This is a genomic window from Castellaniella sp. (assembly GCF_034674885.1).
Classification (GTDB): domain Bacteria; phylum Pseudomonadota; class Gammaproteobacteria; order Burkholderiales; family Burkholderiaceae_B; genus Castellaniella.
Genome location: NZ_JAUCDS010000012.1, coordinates 1 through 17,797, shown reverse-complemented (window position 1 = coordinate 17,797; position 17,797 = coordinate 1). Strand labels below are relative to the sequence as shown.

Annotated in this window: 18 protein-coding genes; 16 read left to right on the top strand and 2 right to left on the bottom strand. The window is 65.9% G+C overall.

Going from position 1 to position 17,797, the window contains the following annotated elements:
* The first annotated feature begins 271 nt into the window (after nt 1-271).
* The 4 genes from VDP74_RS08580 to VDP74_RS08565 all read left to right on the top strand — a co-directional run bounded on the left by VDP74_RS08580 (nt 272) and on the right by VDP74_RS08565 (nt 7,241).
* Nucleotides 272-1,168 (top strand): LysR substrate-binding domain-containing protein, encoded by an 897-nt coding sequence (locus VDP74_RS08580; protein WP_322999212.1) that lies wholly within the window; start codon nt 272-274, stop codon nt 1,166-1,168.
* 101 nt (nt 1,169-1,269) lie between these two features.
* Nucleotides 1,270-2,520 carry a D-amino acid dehydrogenase gene (locus tag VDP74_RS08575; RefSeq protein WP_322999211.1) on the top strand — a complete coding sequence of 417 codons (1,251 nt, stop codon included), beginning with the start codon at nt 1,270-1,272 and terminating at the stop codon, nt 2,518-2,520.
* 120 nt (nt 2,521-2,640) lie between these two features.
* On the top strand, nt 2,641-3,234 hold the full coding sequence (locus VDP74_RS08570; RefSeq protein ID WP_322999210.1) for a YqaA family protein: 594 nt from the start codon (nt 2,641-2,643) through the stop codon (nt 3,232-3,234).
* Nucleotides 3,235-3,308: 74 nt separating this feature from the next.
* The gene (locus VDP74_RS08565) at nt 3,309-7,241 is read left to right on the top strand and encodes a DUF3683 domain-containing protein (RefSeq protein WP_322999209.1); all 3,933 of its coding nucleotides are present in this window, start codon (nt 3,309-3,311) and stop codon (nt 7,239-7,241) included.
* 80 nt (nt 7,242-7,321) lie between these two features.
* Here the strand turns inward: VDP74_RS08565 and VDP74_RS08560 are convergent, their stop codons facing one another.
* A complete protein-coding gene (locus tag VDP74_RS08560; RefSeq protein ID WP_322999208.1) occupies nt 7,322-7,879 on the bottom strand; it encodes an adenine phosphoribosyltransferase in 558 nt (185 codons plus the stop codon).
* Between the two features lie 98 nt (nt 7,880-7,977).
* On the opposite strand from VDP74_RS08560, the gene VDP74_RS08555 reads away from it, so the two are divergent.
* The 10 genes from VDP74_RS08555 (at nt 7,978) to VDP74_RS08510 (ending at nt 15,728) form a co-directional block, all read left to right on the top strand.
* Entirely contained in the window at nt 7,978-8,964 is a 987-nt protein-coding gene (locus VDP74_RS08555; RefSeq protein ID WP_322999207.1) for a KpsF/GutQ family sugar-phosphate isomerase, read from the top strand.
* Complete coding sequence (locus VDP74_RS08550) at nt 8,964-9,566, top strand: KdsC family phosphatase (protein ID WP_322999206.1); 603 nt, start codon at nt 8,964-8,966, stop codon at nt 9,564-9,566. The genes VDP74_RS08555 and VDP74_RS08550 overlap by 1 nt, the downstream gene beginning before the upstream one ends.
* Complete coding sequence (lptC, locus tag VDP74_RS08545; RefSeq protein WP_322999205.1) at nt 9,563-10,180, top strand: LPS export ABC transporter periplasmic protein LptC; 618 nt, start codon at nt 9,563-9,565, stop codon at nt 10,178-10,180. Before VDP74_RS08550 ends, lptC begins: the two co-directional genes overlap by 4 nt.
* Nucleotides 10,177-10,758: a lipopolysaccharide transport periplasmic protein LptA gene (gene lptA / locus VDP74_RS08540; RefSeq protein WP_322999204.1), complete on the top strand. Its 582-nt coding sequence runs from the start codon at nt 10,177-10,179 to the stop codon at nt 10,756-10,758. Before lptC ends, lptA begins: the two co-directional genes overlap by 4 nt.
* Before the next feature lie 14 nt (nt 10,759-10,772).
* Nucleotides 10,773-11,555, top strand: a complete 783-nt coding sequence (gene lptB / locus VDP74_RS08535; RefSeq protein WP_322999203.1) for an LPS export ABC transporter ATP-binding protein — start codon at nt 10,773-10,775, stop codon at nt 11,553-11,555.
* A 418-nt stretch (nt 11,556-11,973) separates the two neighbouring features.
* The gene (gene hpf, locus VDP74_RS08530) at nt 11,974-12,300 is read left to right on the top strand and encodes a ribosome hibernation-promoting factor, HPF/YfiA family (RefSeq protein ID WP_322999202.1); all 327 of its coding nucleotides are present in this window, start codon (nt 11,974-11,976) and stop codon (nt 12,298-12,300) included.
* A 109-nt stretch (nt 12,301-12,409) separates the two neighbouring features.
* Nucleotides 12,410-12,907, top strand: a complete 498-nt coding sequence (locus tag VDP74_RS08525; RefSeq protein ID WP_322999201.1) for a PTS sugar transporter subunit IIA — start codon at nt 12,410-12,412, stop codon at nt 12,905-12,907.
* Nucleotides 12,879-13,817, top strand: a complete 939-nt coding sequence (gene hprK / locus VDP74_RS08520; RefSeq protein WP_322999200.1) for an HPr(Ser) kinase/phosphatase — start codon at nt 12,879-12,881, stop codon at nt 13,815-13,817. The genes VDP74_RS08525 and hprK overlap by 29 nt, the downstream gene beginning before the upstream one ends.
* A gap of 52 nt (nt 13,818-13,869) precedes the next feature.
* A complete protein-coding gene (gene rapZ, locus VDP74_RS08515) occupies nt 13,870-14,745 on the top strand; it encodes an RNase adapter RapZ (protein WP_322999199.1) in 876 nt (291 codons plus the stop codon).
* Entirely contained in the window at nt 14,742-15,728 is a 987-nt protein-coding gene (locus VDP74_RS08510; RefSeq protein WP_322999198.1) for a septal ring lytic transglycosylase RlpA family protein, read from the top strand. The genes rapZ and VDP74_RS08510 overlap by 4 nt, the downstream gene beginning before the upstream one ends.
* Here VDP74_RS08510 and rsmI read toward each other — a convergent pair.
* On the bottom strand, nt 15,716-16,645 hold the full coding sequence (gene rsmI / locus VDP74_RS08505) for a 16S rRNA (cytidine(1402)-2'-O)-methyltransferase (RefSeq protein WP_322999197.1): 930 nt from the start codon (nt 16,643-16,645) through the stop codon (nt 15,716-15,718). The two genes, VDP74_RS08510 and rsmI, sit on opposite strands and share 13 nt — an antisense overlap.
* Nucleotides 16,646-16,679: 34 nt before the next feature.
* Here rsmI and VDP74_RS08500 point away from each other — a divergent pair, with 34 nt between their 5' ends.
* Complete coding sequence (locus VDP74_RS08500; protein ID WP_322999196.1) at nt 16,680-17,174, top strand: YraN family protein; 495 nt, start codon at nt 16,680-16,682, stop codon at nt 17,172-17,174.
* A 54-nt stretch (nt 17,175-17,228) separates the two neighbouring features.
* On the top strand, nt 17,229-17,797 hold a 569-nt coding region (locus tag VDP74_RS08495), incomplete at its 3' end, for a phosphoheptose isomerase (RefSeq protein ID WP_322999195.1).

The window sequence follows — 17,797 nt, the reverse complement described above, 5'->3', positions numbered from 1 at the left end:
GATATTCCGTCGGTCTTGACGGCGACGGGCACCTGCCAAGGGTGCGGCAGGCGCCCGCTAGTGTACTCATTTTGTCATCCTCAGCACCATGCTGCAAAACAACAAGGCGATCTGCACATTATCGGCAGATCGCCACCTTCCAACAAATAGCAATTTCACGGGGTCCCATAACGGCAGGCTATGCTCTATACTGCTTGGCTGTCGGGCGTCCAATCCGCGCATTTGCCGGCCTTCGCAGCTCAGCCCCACCCCGTTTCCACCAGGCATCCTCATGCGGTTGCGGCACATCGAAATCTTCGAAGCCATACGCCAGGCCGGGTCGCTCACCCAGGCTGCCGCTTTGCTGAACATCTCGCAACCGGCCGCCAGCAAGACCCTGGCGCACGCCGAGTCCCAACTGGGCTTCAAGCTGTTCGACCGGGTCAAGGGCCGATTGGTTCCGACGCGCGAAGCCGAGATCCTCAGCCCCCAGATCGAACTGCTGGGCCAGGAACTGGCCCACGTGCGGCGGCTGGCGGCCAATCTGCGCCAGGGACGCCAGGGGCACCTGCGGATTGGCTGCGCACCGGCCATCGGCCTGGGCCTGTTGCCCATGGCCATCCAGCGATTCCATCAGGCATCCAAAGCCTCGTTCAAGATCAGCACCCAGCACAGCCCCGACCTGGTCGAGGGCCTGCACGCCCAGGAACTCGATCTGGTCATCACCTTCGACAACCACGACCACCCCGGCCTGCGCCGCATCCCCATCGGAATCACCGAACTGGCCTTTCTCAGCCTGACGGCGGCGCCCAACCCCATTCAACTCAGGCGGCTGGCGGATCGCCCGGTGATCGCGTTGGACACCCGAGACCAGGTGGGCACCATCATGGACCAGGCCCTGCAACAGGCTGGCATCGATCTGGATACCCGCATCATCGTCCAGACCCACTACGTGGCCTGCAGCCTGGTCGAGGCCGGGTGCGGCGATGCCATCGTGGACCTGCTGACTGGCCGGGCCATGCTGAAACCCGGCATGACCCTCAGCCGCCTGGACCCGCCCGTGCCGGTGCCCATCAACATCATGGTCCATGCCAACGACCCCCTGAGCCTGTTGCACCGCGAGTTCATCGACTGCGCCCGCGACGTCTGCGCAGCGCTCCTGCCGACCCCTCCCGCCTCCATCCCCTGAACACCCATGCCCTTTGGTTATGGGTGATGACATGATCGGTATTTGTCACACTCATGTTCCACGGTCGACAATTTCCTTTTCCCTGTGGATGGATCTGGAAAATGCATGCATGTGTGATCGGCGCCGGCGTCATTGGCGTGACGACGGCCTGGCAGTTGGCGCGGCAGGGCTGGCGGGTGACTCTGGTCGATGCCGCCGCCGAACCGGCTGGCGGCGCCAGTCACGCCAACGGCGGGCAGCTCAGCTATAGCTACGTCGCTCCCTTGGCCGAGCCCGGCGTGCTGCCGCACCTGCCCGTCTGGTTGTTCAACCCGGCCTCGCCGCTCAGGTTTCGGCCGCGCCTCGACCCACTGCAGTGGCGCTGGTGCCTGCAGTTCCTGCGGGCCTGCAACGGACGCACGGCATCGGCCACGTCCGCGCAACTGCTGTCGCTGTCATATCTCAGCCGCCAGGTGCTGCACGATATCCAGCGCGAATCGCCCGTCGACTTCGCACACGCCCGCAACGGCAAGCTGATCGTCTATCGCACCCCCGCCCTGCTGGAAAAGGCCCGCGCCCAGGTCGCCTTGCAGGCGCAGATGGGGTCAGACCAGCAAATTCTGGACGCCGATCAGCTCATCGAGCGGGAACCGGCCCTGGCGCCCGTCCGATCCCGGCTGGCGGGCGCCGTCTATACCCCCAGCGAGGAATCCGGCGATTGCGCCCGCTTTACCCAGGGTCTGTTCCAGCAGATGGCGGCCATGGATCATGTCACGCTGCGCATGCAGACACCCATCGGGCAGCTGGAACGCAGCGGCGGTCGCATCCGCCGCCTCCTGACCACGACCGGCGAATCCATCGAAGCCGACCAGTACGTGGTGGCCGCCGGCATGGGCAGCCGCCCGCTGCTGGCGGCCCTGGGTACCCACGCCCCTCTGTATCCCCTGAAGGGCTACAGCCTGAGCCTGCCCTGCACGCCTGATCAGGCACCCGCCATCAGCGTGACGGATTACGAACGCAAGACGGTGTACGCCAATCTGGGCGGCACCCTGCGCATCGCCGCCATGGTGGGCATCGGCGTGGCGGACCACGGCATCGAGGCCGACCGCATCGCCCTGGTCAAGCAGCAAGCCAGCGAACTGCTGCCTCGGGCAGACATCAAGCAAGCGCGGGCCTGGGCCGGCTACCGGCCCGCCACCCCGCATGGCCGGCCGCTGATCGGGCGCAGCCGGGCAGCCGGCAATCTGTGGCTGAATATCGGCCACGGCGCCCTGGGTTTCACGCTGGCCTGCGGCAGCAGCCACCTGTTGGGCCGCCTGATGGCCGGAGCCACACCCGACATCGATCCCGTCCCCTTCCAGCCGAACTGCTGAGCATCCCTGGCGCCGCCCGACACACCGCGATCCATCAAGCAAGGGCGCTTTGCGTTGGGGCGCCCCAGCGCGGCAGCATGAATTCGCCTATGCTCTGGGGTTTCGGATGGCATCGGCATCATGGAACTCTGGCTGCAGTCCTCGATCCACGCGCTACTGGCCGCCCTGGCCCTGCCCGGCATCGGGCTGCCGGCCATTTTCCTGATCAGCCTGGTGTCGGCCACGCTGCTGCCCCTGGGGTCCGAGCCCGCCGTCTTCGGCTACGTGCACATGGCGCCGCACATGTTCTGGCCGGCCGTCGGGGTCGCCACCCTGGGCAATACCCTGGGCGGCATCGTCACCTACGCGATGGGCGCCGGCGCCGGGAACCTCTGGCAGCGCTGGCGCCACGCCGACCCCGCCAGGTCCGACGCCTTCCCGACGGCAGCAGCAACCGCCCAACCTGCGGACCCGCTCCCATCGCTCAGCAGCCGGGCCCCCGCAGGCGGCCGCTGGCATGCATTGACGACCGCCTGGTTTCGCCGCTTCGGCCCGCCCGCCCTGCTGCTGTCCTGGCTGCCCGGCGTCGGCGACCCCCTGTGCGCCGTGGCCGGCTGGCTGAAACTGCCCTTCTGGCCCAGCGTGTGCTACATGGCCATCGGCAAATGCCTGCGCTACACCATGATGACGGCTGCCCTGATGCACGCCTGGCCCTGGGTGCGCGCCTGGCTGTGATCCCGCAGTCTTTTACCCTTACACTAAGGAATTGCCCCCGCTGGACATAGGGGCACTATCTTCGCGATGCTCTCATGAACGCCCCCGTCGATCCCGAACTGCTCGAAACCGCCCAGGCGCCCCGTCTGCGTGAAATTCCCTACAACTACACCTCCTGGTCGGACCGCGAAATCGTCTGCCGGCTGCTGGGGGAATCCGCCTGGCAACTGCTGTCCGAACTGCGCGGCCAGCGGCGCACCGGCCGGTCGGCGCGCATGCTGTTCGAAGTGCTGGGGGATATCTGGGTCGTGCAGCGCAACCCCTATCTGCAGGACGACCTGCTGGACAATCCAAAGCGTCGCCACCAGCTGGTCGAGGCCCTGAATCATCGCCTGAATGAAATCGACCACCGCCGCGACGACGACCACGGGACGCGCGATGCCCAGGTCCAGCAACTGCTGGCGGCAGCCCGCAGCGCGGTCGCTGCGTTCGAGGAAGGCTTCGTCGCAGTCGAGACGCTGCGTCACGACGCCCTGAAGCAGCTGTCTCGCCTGACCAAGCGCGACAACATCCGCTTCGACGGCCTGTCGCGGGTGTCTCACGTCACCGACGCCACCGACTGGCGGGTGGAATACCCCTTTGTCGTGCTGATGCCCGACACCGAAGACGAGATCGCCGCTCTGGTGCGGGCCTGCATCCGCCTGGGCCTGACCATCGTGCCGCGCGGCGGCGGCACCGGCTACACGGGAGGCGCGATCCCTCTGACCTGGCGCTCGGCGGTGATCAACACCGAAAAACTGGACGCCATCGGCGCCGTCGAGGCCATCGCCCTGCCCGGCGTGGATCGACCCGTGCACACCATCCTGACAGGCGCCGGAGTCGTCACGCGCCGCGTGGCCGAAGCCGCCGAAGCCGCTGGACGAGTCTTCGCGGTTGACCCGACATCCGCAGACGCATCCTGTGTGGGCGGCAACGTGTCCATGAACGCGGGCGGCAAGAAAGCCGTGCTGTGGGGCACGGCGCTGGACAACCTGGCCTGGTGGCGCATGGTCGACCCCCAGGGCGACTGGCTGGAAGTCACCCGCCTGGACCACAATCTGGGCAAGATCCACGACGTCGAGCACGCCCGCTTCGAACTGAAATGGTTCGACGGCAGCCAGGCGCCCGGCAAAAAACTGCTGAAAACCGAACTCCTGGCCATCGAAGGCCGCCGTTTCCGCAAGGCCGGCCTGGGCAAGGACGTCACCGACAAATTCCTGGCCGGGCTGCCGGGCGTACAAAAGGAAGGCTGCGATGGGCTGATCACGGCCGCGCGCTGGATCCTGCACCGCATGCCCACCCACACGCGCACAGTCTGCATGGAATTCTTCGGGCAGGCCCGCCATGCCGTGCCCTCCATCGTCGAGGTCAAACACTACCTGGACACCGACGGCCGGGCCGCCGGCGCCATCCTGGCCGGTCTGGAACATCTGGACGAACGCTATCTGCGGGCCGTGGGCTACGCCACCAAGAGCAAGCGCGGCACCCTGCCAAAAATGGTTCTGATCGGCGACATCGTCGGCGACGACGAACACGCCGTGGCGCTGGCAGCCAGCGAGGTCGTGCGCATCGCCAATTCGCGCCACGGCGAAGGCTTCATTGCCGTCAGCCCGGAAGCCCGCAAGAAATTCTGGCTGGACCGCGCCCGCACCGCCGCGATCTCCCGCCACACCAACGCCTTCAAGATCAACGAAGACGTGGTGATCCCGCTGCCGCGCATGGGCGAATACACGGATGCCATCGAACGCATCAACATCGAACTGTCCACGCGCAACAAACTGCGCCTGATCGACGCCCTGGAAAGCTACCTGCAGGGAGACCTGCCCGTCGGCAAGGCCGAAGACCCGGACGATGCCGAGCACAACCGGGAATTCATCCTGTCCACCCGCCGCCACGACGCCCTGGACACGCTGGCCGCCGTGCGGCAGCGCTGGACCTGGCTGCTGAATCACCTGAACGCGCCGCTGGCCGACCACCTGGACACCCTGGCCTCTCTGGGCCTGGAAGCCCTGCTGCCCACTCTGCGGGACCGCCTGGCCGCTCAGCCCGACAGCCAGGTCGTGGACATCATCCAGGACCACACCTTGCGGATTTCCTGGAAGACCGATATCCGGGGCGCCATGGAACGCCATTTCGCCGGGGCAGAATGCGCCGCCGTGCTGGCAGGCCTGCAGGCCACGCATGACCGCGTCCTGAAAAGCCGGGTCTTCGTGGCCCTGCACATGCACGCGGGCGATGGCAACGTGCACACCAACATCCCGGTCAACTCGGACGACTACGAGATGCTGCGAGAGGCCAACCAGACCGTGGCCCGCATCATGGACATCGCCCGCAGCCTGGACGGCGTGATTTCCGGCGAACACGGCATTGGCCTGACGAAATTCGAGTTTCTGACCGAGGCCGAACTGGCCCCCTTCCAGGACTACAAGCGGCGCATCGACCCGCACGGGCACTTCAACGCGGGCAAACTGATGCCCGGCGCCGACCTGTCCCGCGCCTGGACACCCAGCTTCAACCTGCTGGGCTACGAATCGCTGATCATGCAGCGCAGCGAAATCGGCGCCATCTCAAACGCCATCAAGGACTGCCTGCGCTGCGGCAAGTGCAAGCCCGTGTGCGCCACGCACGTGCCGCGCGCCAACCTGCTGTATTCGCCGCGCAACAAGATCCTGGCGACGTCCCTGCTGATCGAGGCCTTCCTGTACGAGGAACAGACCCGACGCGGGGTCAGCATCCGCCACTGGGAAGAGTTCGAGGACGTGGGCGACCACTGCACGCTGTGCCACAAGTGCTACAACCCCTGCCCGGTGGATATCGACTTCGGCAACGTGTCCATGGACATGCGGGCCCTGTTGCGGAGCATGGGCAAGAAATCCTTCAATCCCGGCACGGCGGCATCGATGTTCTTCCTGAATGCCAAGGACCCGCGCGTGATCAAGGCCACCCGCACGGCCATGATCGGCATGGGCTACAAGGCCCAGCGCCTGGCCCACGACCTGCTGGCCCCGGCCGCCAAGAAACAAGTAGCGCACCCGCCTGCCACGGTGGGCAAGGCCCCCATCCGGGAACAGGTGATCCACTTCATCAACAAGAAAATGCCCGGCGGCCTGCCCAAGCAAACCGCCCGCAAGCTGCTGGACATCGAAGATCCGAATATCGTCCCCATCATTCGCAATCCGGCGACCACCGCCCCCGATACAGAAGCCGTGTTCTATTTCCCGGGCTGCGGGTCGGAACGCCTGTTCTCCCAGGTCGGCCTGGCAACCCAGGCCATGCTGTGGCACGTCGGGGTGCAAACCGTGCTGCCGCCGGGCTACCTGTGCTGCGGCTATCCGCAGCGCGGCAACGGTCTGGCCGACAAGGCCGAACAGATGGTGACGGACAACCGGGTGCTGTTCCACCGCATGGCGACGACGCTGAACTACCTGGACATCAAGACGGTGGTCGTCAGCTGCGGCACCTGCTACGACCAGCTGGAGAGCTATGAATTCGACAAGATCTTCCCCGGTTGCCGGCTGATCGACATCCACGAATACCTGCTGGAAAAGGGTGTGGATATCGCCGGAGTGCAGGGGGTGCGCTACATCTATCACGACCCCTGCCATACGCCGATGAAGCAGCAGGACCCGATGAAGACGGTGAAGTCCCTGCTGGGCGAATCCAACGCGATCAAGACCGACCGCTGCTGCGGCGAATCGGGCACGCTGGCAGTGTCACGGCCCGACATTTCGACGCAGATCCGTTTCCGCAAACAGGAAGAACTGGCGAAGAACACGGCCCAGATCCGCGCCGATGGCTTCCAGGGCGAAGTCAAGATGGTGACGTCCTGTCCGTCCTGCCTGCAGGGGCTGGCCCGCTACGAGCAGGACACGGGGCTGTCGGCTGACTACATCGTGGTGGAAATGGCCAAGCACCTGCTGGGGGAAAGCTGGATGCCGGACTATGTAAAGGCGGCCAATTCCGGCGGGATCGAGCGGGTGCTGGTCTGAAGGCTCAGGATCAGGCCCTACCTCGCGGCTTGCACGCCGCTCGGATTCGCCAGGCATAGGATCGTCCGCAGGGGACGATCCTATGTCCGGGCCAATCCTGTCTCGAATTCGCAGACGGTGTAGACAGGCAGGCCCGAATCGCGCACGGCCTGGGAACCGCCCAGGTCGGGCAGATCGATGATGGCGGCGGCTTCCGCGACGTTGGCGCCCAGACGCTGCAACAGGCGCGAGGCGGCCAGCATGGTACCGCCGGTAGCGATCAGGTCGTCGATCAGCAGGACACGCTGGCCGGGGCGCACGGAATCCGTGTGCATTTCCACCGTGGCGTTGCCGTATTCCAGCGCATATTGTTCCGCCACCGTGCGGTAGGGCAGCTTGCCCTGTTTTCGCACGGGCACGAAGCCCAGGTTCAATTCATAGGCCAGCACCGACCCGACGATGAAGCCGCGCGCATCGACGCCCGCGACCAGGTCCAGGCGCTGACGCATGTAACGATAGACGAACAGGTCGATCAGCACCCGGAACGAGCGCGGATCCTGCAGCACGGGCGTGATGTCACGAAACTGGACACCCGGTTTTGGCCAGTCGGGCACGGTGCGAATCGTGTCGCGGATGTACTGGGCCGGATCGGTTTGCATGGCATCATCCTGATAGAAAGCGAGGCGGCGACAGTTTAACAAGCCGCCACCCGCAAAGGTAGCCGGGAAAGGTCCTCCTTTCACAGTAAAATCGACGGATGCACACCCAACCCCAGATCACCCCGGATGCCCTGCGTCAAAGCGCGGCTCGCACCTTCGATATCGAAATCCAGGCCCTGCAAGCACTGCGGGGGCGCCTCGACGGCCGATTCGAACAGGCGGTGCGTCTGATCCTGGATTGCCCGGGGCGCGTGGTCGTCACGGGCATCGGCAAATCCGGCCACGTCGCCCGCAAGATCGCCGCCACGCTGGCCTCGACCGGCACGCCGGCATTCTTCATGCACGCCGCCGAGGCCATCCACGGCGATCTGGGCATGCTGACCGGCCAGGACATCCTGCTGGCGATCTCCTATTCCGGATCGGCACAGGAACTGATCACCATCATCTCCGTGGCCAAACGCATGGGCACGCGCATCATTGCCATGACGGGACACGATGATTCCGAACTGGCGCGCAGCGCCGACCTGACGCTGGATGCAGCGGTCGATCACGAAGCCTGCCCGCTGAACCTGGCGCCGACGGCCAGCACCACGGCCGCGCTGGTGCTGGGCGACGCCATTGCCGTCGCCTGCCTCGAGGCCAGGGGCTTCAACCGCGATGATTTCGCCCGCTCCCACCCGGGCGGGGCGCTGGGCCGCCGCCTGCTGACCTCCGTGGCCGACGTCATGCGCAGCGGTGCCGCCCTGCCGCGCGTGGCCCCGGACACCCTGATCCCCGACGCCCTGACGGAAATGTCCTCCAAGGGCATGGGCATGACCATCGTGCTGGACCAGGACCGCCCCGTGGGCATCTTCACGGACGGCGACCTGCGCCGCATGATCGCCCAGCATGGCGACATCCGGGCGCTGCCCGTGTCGGCCGGCATGACCCACCACCCCCGGACCATCGCCGCCAAAGCCCCGGCCATCGAGGCCGCGACCATCATGGACGCCCACAAGCTCAATCAGATGCTGGTGCTGGACGCCGACGGGCTATTATTGGGTGCCTTGCACATGCACGACCTCCTGGCCGCAAAGGTAATCTGATGAACGAACTGCCCGGTTTCTCCCATCCCACCGAAGCCCAGATCCTGGCTCGCGTGACGACCGACATCCGCAGCCGCGCCAGCGCCGTGCGCATGATGATCTTCGACGTGGACGGCATCCTGACGGACGGCAGCCTCTGGTACGGCGAACATGGCGAGGCCGTGAAACCCTTCAACGCCCTGGACGGCCACGGGCTGCGCCTGCTGCGCGAACAGGGCATCCGTGTCGCCTGGGTCAGCGGCCGCAAAAGCGCCATCACCGCCCGCCGCGCCGCCGAACTGGGCATCTCGCCCGCGCTGCAGGGTATCCACGACAAGATCACCACGGTCGAAGACCTGGCCCGCGACGCGGGGCTGGGGCTGGACGCCGTAGGTTACATGGGCGACGACATCATCGACCTGCCCGTGCTGCAGCGCGTGGGCTTTGCAGTCAGCGTCCCCAACGCGCCCTTCTACGTCGGCCAGACGGCCCACTGGGTCACCGGCCTGTCCGGCGGCCGAGGCGCCGTGCGCGAATGCTGCGACCTGATCCTGGCGGCCCAGGGGCGCCTGGGCGCCTGCTTTACCGCATCCCTGTCCACGCTGGGCGGCGCCATCCAATGAAAGAGCGGCTACCCAGTCTGGTTGCCATCCTGCTGCTGGGCCTGCTGGTGCTGGGCACCTGGTGGGCATCCGACTACGCCCTGAATTCGATCCAGATCGATCCGCCCCGACGCATGACCCACGAGCGCGACTCCTGGGCCAACGCCTTCGTCATGGTGCGCACCGACCCCCAGGGCAATGCCATCAACCGGCTGGAAGGCAGCGCGATGGAACACTTTCCCGACACCGACAGCTACGACATCACGGCACCCCGCGCAGTCGGCCATCAGCCCAATTCCCCCATCACCGTCGGCACGGCGAAAATGGGCACCCTGGACCAGCACGGCGAACGCATCGTCCTGAATGGCGACGCGCACCTGAGACGGCTGCCTGACGCCAATCACCAGTTGCTGGACGTGCGCAGCGACCAGCTGACCATCGAGCCCGACCAGGACCTGGTCTATACCGACCATCCGGCGCTGGTCATCAATGGCCATTCCACGATGCGCGGCCAGGGGATGCGCTACGATAACCGCACCCGCCAGCTGACGGTCAAGGCCGCCAGCGACGTCAAGATTTCCGGCGAAGATCAGGCGGCTCGCAATGCCGGACCCAAAAAGGCCCAACAACCATGAAAACTCTGCCTACAGCCCTGTTCGCCGCGTCGGCGACCTGCCTCCTCGCGCTGTCTGCCCAGGCTGCTTCCCCCCAGGGAAAAGCAGCAGAGCCCGACACCATCATCCTGTCGGACACGCTGCACTACGATGACGTCAACAAGACCAGCACATTCACCGGCAACGTGGTCCTGACCCGGGGCGCCATGACCCTGCGGGCCGACAAGCTCGTCACTCACGAAGACGCCCAGGGCAACCAGTTCGGCACCGCCACGGCCGACAAAGGCGGCACCGTCACCATCCGCCAGGAAAACCCGGAAAAATTCGAAACCCTGATTGCCACCGGCCAGCAGGCGGACTACGCCGGGCAAGCCGGCGACATCACCCTGACCGGCCAAGCCACCGTGACGCGCCAGGTCTGCGGCCAGACGTTCGACAGCGTGCGCGGCGCCAAGATCATCTATCACGACAAGACCGGCACCTACGAGGCCTTCGGCGGCCAGAATTCCGCTGCGGCAGGCGGACGCGTCCGATCCCTGGCGCAACCGCAATCCCGCATCGACCAGGCTGTGGCCAAATGCCGCGCAGGACGCTCGTAATCGCCTGAACCCCTATGTCTGCCACCGTATCTTTTCCCTCCGAGCCCGCGCGCGATAGCGGCTGCCTCCAGGCCGTCGGCCTGGGCAAGACCTTTGGTCGGCGCGCGGTGGTCCAGGACGTATCCCTGTCCGTCGACAGCGGCGAGGTCGTCGGCTTGCTGGGGCCCAACGGCGCCGGAAAGACCACCAGCTTCTACATGATCGTCGGTCTGATTCCCGCCGACACGGGCCGCATCACCATCGACCACCACGACGTGACGGGCGTGCCCATGCATCGTCGCGCCCGGCTGGGGCTGTCCTATCTGCCCCAGGACGCCTCCGTTTTCCGGCGCCTGACCGTGGAACAGAACATTCGCGCCGTCCTCGAGCTGCAGCGCGATCCACAAGGCCACGCCCTGTCGTCCCACGAACTCGAGGAACGCCTGGAAGCCCTGATCGACGAACTGCAGATCGAACACATCCGCCGCAACATGGCGCTGTCGTTGTCGGGCGGGGAACGCCGCCGGGTGGAAATCGCCCGTGCACTGGCCACGCACCCTCGATTCATTCTGCTGGACGAACCCTTTGCCGGCGTCGACCCGATCGCCGTCATCGAGATCCAGCGGATCGTGCAGTTCCTGCGCGGGCGCAACATCGGCGTCCTGATCACCGACCACAACGTACGTGAAACGCTGGGCATCTGCGACCGCGCCTACATCATCAGCGAAGGCCGGGTGCTGACCAGCGGACATCCCAACGAGATCGTCGACAACGAAGCCGTGCGCCAGGTGTACCTGGGCAAGAACTTCCGGATGTGAGGATCAGGGCCCCCACGCTGCGCAGCCTTCAGCTGCTTGCTGCCCCCCAAGGGGGCGCTTTGGCGCTTGGGGCGGCCCGGCGCGCCAAAGGGCCCCCACGCTGCGTAGCCTTCGGCTGCTTGCGGGGCTCGGATTCGCCTGGCACAGATCAGTCCTCAGAACTGCCCTGTGTCCGGGCTCATCCCCTACGCCGCGCCGAAAAAAATCGCCCCTGCATGCAGGGGCGATTTTTCTGTGCGGTTGCCGGACATTGCCCAGCAGCCAATCCAGCTATCTTACCCCTTTTCAACCCACTTGCTGTCTTTTTGGCAACCAGTACACTGGACCTGTCATCAACCTGTCAGCAAAGGAGACCACCCCCCACATCCCCGGTTCCTCACCGAACCGTCACTGTATTTTTCCGCAAGGAGCCTGCACTATGAGCCTGTCAATCACCGGTCGCCATCTGGAAATCACCCCCGCCATCCGCGAATACGTCCACACCAAGACAGCGCGCGTTCTACGGCACTTCGATCAGGTCATCGATACCCAGGTCATGCTCTCCATCGAACCTCTCAAGCACACGGCTGAAATCACCATGCGCTTGCGCGGCAAGGACCTGCATTGCGAAGCCTCGGATGACAATCTGTACGCGGCCATCGACCTGCTGGTCGACAAAGTCGACCGCCAGGTGATCAAATACAAATCCAAGGCTCAAACCTACGCACATGAACCCCCGAAACGTCAGGAAATCCACGCTGAATAAGCATCCTGACCGGCTGGCCAAATCCGGCCGCCACTGACTCCATGGCCTCGCAGCGCTGCTCCGGGGCCATGCTGGTGTCTGGGGGACGTCTGACACCTATAATGTCGCCATGAACCTCAGTTCCCGCATCCTGCCACCTGGCAATATCGTCCTGGATCTGGCTGCCACCAGCAAGAAACGCGCCTTCGAGCACGCCGGCCTGCTGTTTGAAAACCACCAGGGAGTGGCCCGCATGTCGGTCTTCCACAGTCTGCTGGCGCGCGAACGCCTGGGCTCGACCGCCCTGGGGCACGATGTGGCCATCCCGCACGGGCGTCTGAAAGACCTGCGCGAACCGCACGCGGCCTTCATCCGGCTGGCCAGCCCCATCCGCTTCGACGCCAACGACGGGCGCACCGCGCGGCTGTTGTTCTTCCTGCTGATGCCCGAAGCCGCCACCCAGACTCATCTGGATCTGCTAGCGGCCATTGCCCGCCTGCTCTCCGACGCACAGGTGCGCCAGACGCTGGCCCAGTCCACGGACCCGCAACAGATCCACCAACTCATCCTGAGCGGCACCCAGACGCCGCCCACTGACCATGCTGACCATCCAAGAGCTGATTCGTGACAATGCCGACAAGGTCAGCTTCACCTGGCTGGCGGGGCAGGATGCCGCCGCCGACCGCCCCATCCCGGACACTCGCGAAGCCGCAGCCGATCTGGTCGGCCACCTGAACCTGATCCACCCCAGCCGCATCCAGGTCTTCGGCGCAGAGGAAATCTCCTACTACAAGCGCCTGGATCCCAAACGCCGCAGGCATCACCTGGAAGACCTGGTTGCAGGCGGAGTCCCGGCTATTGTCCTGGCCGGCGGCACCGAGCCGCCCGAGGACCTGCAAGCCTTCTGCCAGGAACAGGCCATTCCCCTGGTGGGAACCCCTGTCGACGCGGCCCACCTGATCGACCTGCTGCGCATCTACCTGGGCAAGCGCATGGCGCCCAAGACCACGGTGCACGGCGTCTTCATGGACGTGCTGGGCCTGGGGGTGCTGATCACCGGCGAATCCGGCCTGGGGAAAAGCGAACTGGCCCTGGAACTGATTTCGCGTGGCCATGGCCTGGTGGCCGATGACGCCGTCGAACTGTCGCGCACCGCCCCCAATTTCGTCGAAGGCCAATGCCCCTCGCTGCTGCAGAACCTGCTCGAGGTCCGGGGGCTGGGCCTGCTGGACATCCGCACGATCTTCGGCGAGACCTCCGTGCGCCGCAAGATGAAGATCAAGCTCATCGTGCATCTGGTGCGCATGACGCCCGACAATTTCGAACGGCTGCCCATGCAGGATGAATTCCAGGACATCCTGGGCATTCCCATCCGCCGCGTCATGCTGCAGGTGGCGGCAGGCCGCAACCTGGCCGTGCTGGTCGAGGCGGCCGTGCGCAACACCATCCTGAGTCTGCGCGGCATCGACACCATGGGCGAATTCATCGAACGCCAGGCCCTGGCCATCATGGAAAGCACCCGAGAGAAACGCCCGTGATCCCTGCTCCCTTGTTCCACGACCTGGCGCAGCCAGGCTGCCGAGGCACCCGATGCTGAACATCGTTCTCATCACCGGGATCTCCGGGTCGGGCAAATCCGTGGCCCTGCGCATGCTGGAAGACACCGGCTACACCTGCATCGACAACCTGCCCGTCCGTTTCCTGCACGAGTTCATCGCCAGCACGCAGGACAGCGGCCTGGAACGGGTGGCCGTATCCATCGACGTGCGCACCCCGGGCGATCTGGACGAACTGCCCGGCATCCTGACCAGCCTGCGGGCCATGGGCATGGCCCTGCACGTGATTTTCCTGGACGCCGACGACCACACCCTGATGCAGCGGTATTCCGAATCCCGGCGCCGTCACCCGCTGACCGACCGGTTGCGCCAGGAAGGCCTGGACGCCTCGCTGCAGGAATGCATCAGCCGCGAACGGGACCTGCTGGCGCCATTGCGTCACCAGGAACACGTCATCGACACGTCGGACCTGACTCCCGGCCAGCTGCGCAGCTGGGTGCGCGATCTGGTCCAGGTGGACCGGGCCTCGGTCATCCTGACCTTCGAATCCTTCGCCTACAAACGCGGTGTACCGCACGACGCCGATCTGGTCTTCGATGTGCGCTGCCTGCCCAACCCCCACTACGACCCCCTGCTGCGTCCCCTGACGGGGCGTGATGCCCCAGTGGCTGCCTGGCTGGCCCAGTTCGGCAGCGTCGACGCCATGATCGAGGACATCTCGGCCTTCATCCGAAAATGGCTGCCGCTGTACATGCAGGACACGCGCAACTACCTGACCGTCGCCGTCGGCTGCACGGGCGGACAGCACCGTTCGGTCTACGTCACCGAACAACTGGCCCGACGCTTTGCCGATCACTCGCCCCTGCTGGTCCGCCACCGCAACCCCATGCTGCATACCCCAATCCCATGATGCACACCCTGCCCACCCCCATCGCCATGGACCGCCGACCCTCCGTCCTGCGGGCTCTGCTGGTGGGCGGCCTGTGCGCGATGATGGCGGTGCTGGCGGGCTGCGCCTCGCGATCAGGCGGCTACTACAAGGACGACGGCCCGGGCAGCGGCATCCCGGCCGACATCGCCTCGATTCCGGATGCCGTACCGCGCATCGAACGCCATGCGCCGGCCAACTTCCGGCCCTACGAGGTCTTCGGCGTGCGCTACATCCCCATCGGGGAAAACCAGTCCTACCGCCAGGAAGGCGTCGCCTCATGGTATGGCCGCAAATTCCACGGGGAAAAAACCGCCAACGGCGAAACTTACGACATGTATGCCATGACGGCCGCCCATCCGACCCTGCCGATCCCCAGCTACGCCCGGGTCACCAGCAGCGTCAACGGGCGGTCGGTCATCGTGCGCATCAATGACCGGGGCCCCTTTCATTCAGGGCGCATCATCGATCTATCCTATGTCGCCGCCGCCAAACTGGGGCTGATCGGGCCAGGCAGCGGACGCGTGACGGTCCAGGCCATCACCAATGCCGACATCCGCGCAGGACGCTATCCCGGCGCGCCTCTGATGGCCTCGGCCAGCCCTGTCGCCGAACCGGCCCAGCCGCAGGCCCGCCCAGTCAGCGCGCCGCCGCCTTCGCGCCCACTGCCGACGCCCACGTCCGCCGCCCCAGCCGCCGCATCCCCGGCCGCATCCCCGGCCGCAGGCGGCATCTATCTGCAGTTCGGCGCCTTTTCGTCAGAAGACAACGCCCAGGCCCTGGCCCAGCGCGTCAACGCACAAATGGACCAGGCGCTGGGCCAGGCGTCCGTCAGCTATCAGCCACCGCTCTATAAAGTCCGCATGGGGCCGTTCCCGTCCAGGGACCAGGCCCACCACACCGCCAGCACCCTGTCGGCATCGGCCGGGTTGAACCCCGTCGTTGCCCTGGATCAGGGGCTTTGACGCAAGGCCCAGGCATATAGGCGATCACGCGGCACCCCGGTGGCCGCCGCCGCGATACGGGCCGCATCGCGCACCGACAGTTCCGCCAGCAGCACATTCATTAGCCGTTCCTGGTCTGCCGACAGGCCTTCCTCCGTGGCGGCGACCTGCTCGGGGGCGTGCAGCACCAGCACGAACTCCCCCTGGCCGCGATGGGCGTCCTGCGCCAGCCAGTCCAGTACATGTTCCAGGGGCTGGGTGCTGATTTCCTCGAAGCGCTTGCTCAGCTCGCGCGCCACCGTCAGCACGCGCTGCCCGCCCGCCAGTTCCTGCAAGTCGGCCAGCGCCGCCTGCAAACGATGCGGGGTTTCGAACATCACCACCGGCACGGGCCAGTCCAGCCAGCGCGCCAGCCACTTGCGGCGCGCCTGGGCCTTGGATGGCAGAAAGCCGGCAAAGGCGAACCCGGGTTCGTCGTCGCGCGTGGCGCCGCTGGCCATCAAGGCGGCAATCACGGCGCTGGGGCCCGGCAAGGGCACCACCCGATAGCCCGCCGCCTGCACCTGGCGCACGATCCGGGCCCCCGGGTCGCTGACGGCCGGTGCCCCGGCGTCGGACACCAGGGCGATGCGCTGGCCCTCGGACAGGCGCTGCACGATGGTCTCGGCCACCTGCTGTTCGTTGTGCCGGTGGGCGGCCAGCAAGGGAGTGGAGATACCCCAGGCATCCAGCAAGGTCCGGCTGGTGCGCGTGTCTTCCGCTGCAATGGCATCGCAGCGGCGCAGGGCCTCCCAGGCCCGCAGGCTGAAATCACCCAGATTGCCGATCGGCGTGGCCACCACGTACAGGCTGGCAGCCGGCCAGTTCTGTTGCGCCACCAGCTGGGCGTGACGTTTCCACGTCACCGCCCCTTCATCCAGACCGTCTGTGTCCGTCATACTGAATTCCTCATTCCCGGAATGATTTCGCCCCATGCCCACCGACCCCTATGCCCTGGCGCAAACAGCCCAGGGGCTGGCTCGCAAGCGTCGTCAACGGGCGCTGCGCGCAGCCGCCCGCCGGCTGACGCGGCAAATCGAGCCGACCGAACCGCCCGCCCCGACGGGTTCGCCGACGCAGCAGCAGGGGCGCGCAGCCGAATCCAGGACGGCCCGGCACCTGGACGCCCTGGGCGTGCCGATTCTGGCCCGCAATCTGCGCTGCAAGGCTGGAGAAATCGATCTCGTCGCCCGGGAGGGCCCCATCCTGATCTTCATCGAGGTGCGCGAACGCAGCAGCCAGCGCTACGGCGGTGCCGCCGCCAGTGTAAACCGGGTCAAGCAGGCCCGCCTGATCCGCGCGGCACGGTACTTCCTGCCCTTGCTGAGCCGCGCTCACTTCGAGGATCGGCCGCCGCCCTGCCGCTTCGACGTGATCAGCATCGAAGGCACCCGGATCGAATGGATCCGGGACGCCTTTCGCGCATGAAAACGGTTACGTTCATGAGCACCCGCGGGGCGAGGTCATGCGATAATCAGGCGCATGGACATGACTTCCCGCATGACGTCGCATTTCGACGATGCCGTCGACACCTTCAAGGCCAGCGCCCGCGAACTGGCCCCTGCCCTGGCGGCGGGGGTGGATCTGCTCTTTGGCGCCCTGACCAACAACGCCCGCATCCTGGCCTGCGGCAACGGCGGCTCGGCTGCGGACGCCCAGCACTTCGTGGCCGAGCTGGTGGGCCGCTTCGAACGCGACCGCCTGCCTCTGGCCGGCATCGCCCTGAACACCGACACATCGATCATGACGGCGGTGGGCAACGACTACAGTTTCGCATCCGTCTTCGAACGCCAGGTCAACGCCCTGGGCCAGCCCGGCGACGTGCTGGTGGCCATTTCCACCAGCGGCAACTCGCCCAATGTCCTGAAGGCCATCGAGGCCGCCCACGAACGCGAAATGCAGGTCATCGCCCTGTCCGGCAAGGGCGGCGGCCAGATCAACACCCTGCTCTACGAGACCGACATCCATCTGTGCGTCCCGCATGATCGCACCATGCGCATCCAGGAAGTCCATATCCTGCTGCTGCATGCGCTGTGTGACGGCATCGACGC

Bases quoted from the DNA above. Each gene is read 5' to 3' on its own strand.
- VDP74_RS08580 (WP_322999212.1), top strand. From the start codon at position 272: ATGCGGTTGCGGCACATCGAAATCTTCGAAGCCATACGCCAGGCCGGG.
- VDP74_RS08575 (WP_322999211.1), top strand. From the start codon at position 1,270: ATGCATGCATGTGTGATCGGCGCCGGCGTCATTGGCGTGACGACGGCC.
- VDP74_RS08570 (WP_322999210.1), top strand. From the start codon at position 2,641: ATGGAACTCTGGCTGCAGTCCTCGATCCACGCGCTACTGGCCGCCCTG.
- VDP74_RS08565 (WP_322999209.1), top strand. From the start codon at position 3,309: ATGAACGCCCCCGTCGATCCCGAACTGCTCGAAACCGCCCAGGCGCCC.
- VDP74_RS08560 (WP_322999208.1), bottom strand. From the start codon at position 7,879: ATGCAAACCGATCCGGCCCAGTACATCCGCGACACGATTCGCACCGTG.
- VDP74_RS08555 (WP_322999207.1), top strand. From the start codon at position 7,978: ATGCACACCCAACCCCAGATCACCCCGGATGCCCTGCGTCAAAGCGCG.
- VDP74_RS08550 (WP_322999206.1), top strand. From the start codon at position 8,964: ATGAACGAACTGCCCGGTTTCTCCCATCCCACCGAAGCCCAGATCCTG.
- lptC (WP_322999205.1), top strand. From the start codon at position 9,563: ATGAAAGAGCGGCTACCCAGTCTGGTTGCCATCCTGCTGCTGGGCCTG.
- lptA (WP_322999204.1), top strand. From the start codon at position 10,177: ATGAAAACTCTGCCTACAGCCCTGTTCGCCGCGTCGGCGACCTGCCTC.
- lptB (WP_322999203.1), top strand. From the start codon at position 10,773: ATGTCTGCCACCGTATCTTTTCCCTCCGAGCCCGCGCGCGATAGCGGC.
- hpf (WP_322999202.1), top strand. From the start codon at position 11,974: ATGAGCCTGTCAATCACCGGTCGCCATCTGGAAATCACCCCCGCCATC.
- VDP74_RS08525 (WP_322999201.1), top strand. From the start codon at position 12,410: ATGAACCTCAGTTCCCGCATCCTGCCACCTGGCAATATCGTCCTGGAT.
- hprK (WP_322999200.1), top strand. From the start codon at position 12,879: ATGCTGACCATCCAAGAGCTGATTCGTGACAATGCCGACAAGGTCAGC.
- rapZ (WP_322999199.1), top strand. From the start codon at position 13,870: ATGCTGAACATCGTTCTCATCACCGGGATCTCCGGGTCGGGCAAATCC.
- VDP74_RS08510 (WP_322999198.1), top strand. From the start codon at position 14,742: ATGATGCACACCCTGCCCACCCCCATCGCCATGGACCGCCGACCCTCC.
- rsmI (WP_322999197.1), bottom strand. From the start codon at position 16,645: ATGACGGACACAGACGGTCTGGATGAAGGGGCGGTGACGTGGAAACGT.
- VDP74_RS08500 (WP_322999196.1), top strand. From the start codon at position 16,680: ATGCCCACCGACCCCTATGCCCTGGCGCAAACAGCCCAGGGGCTGGCT.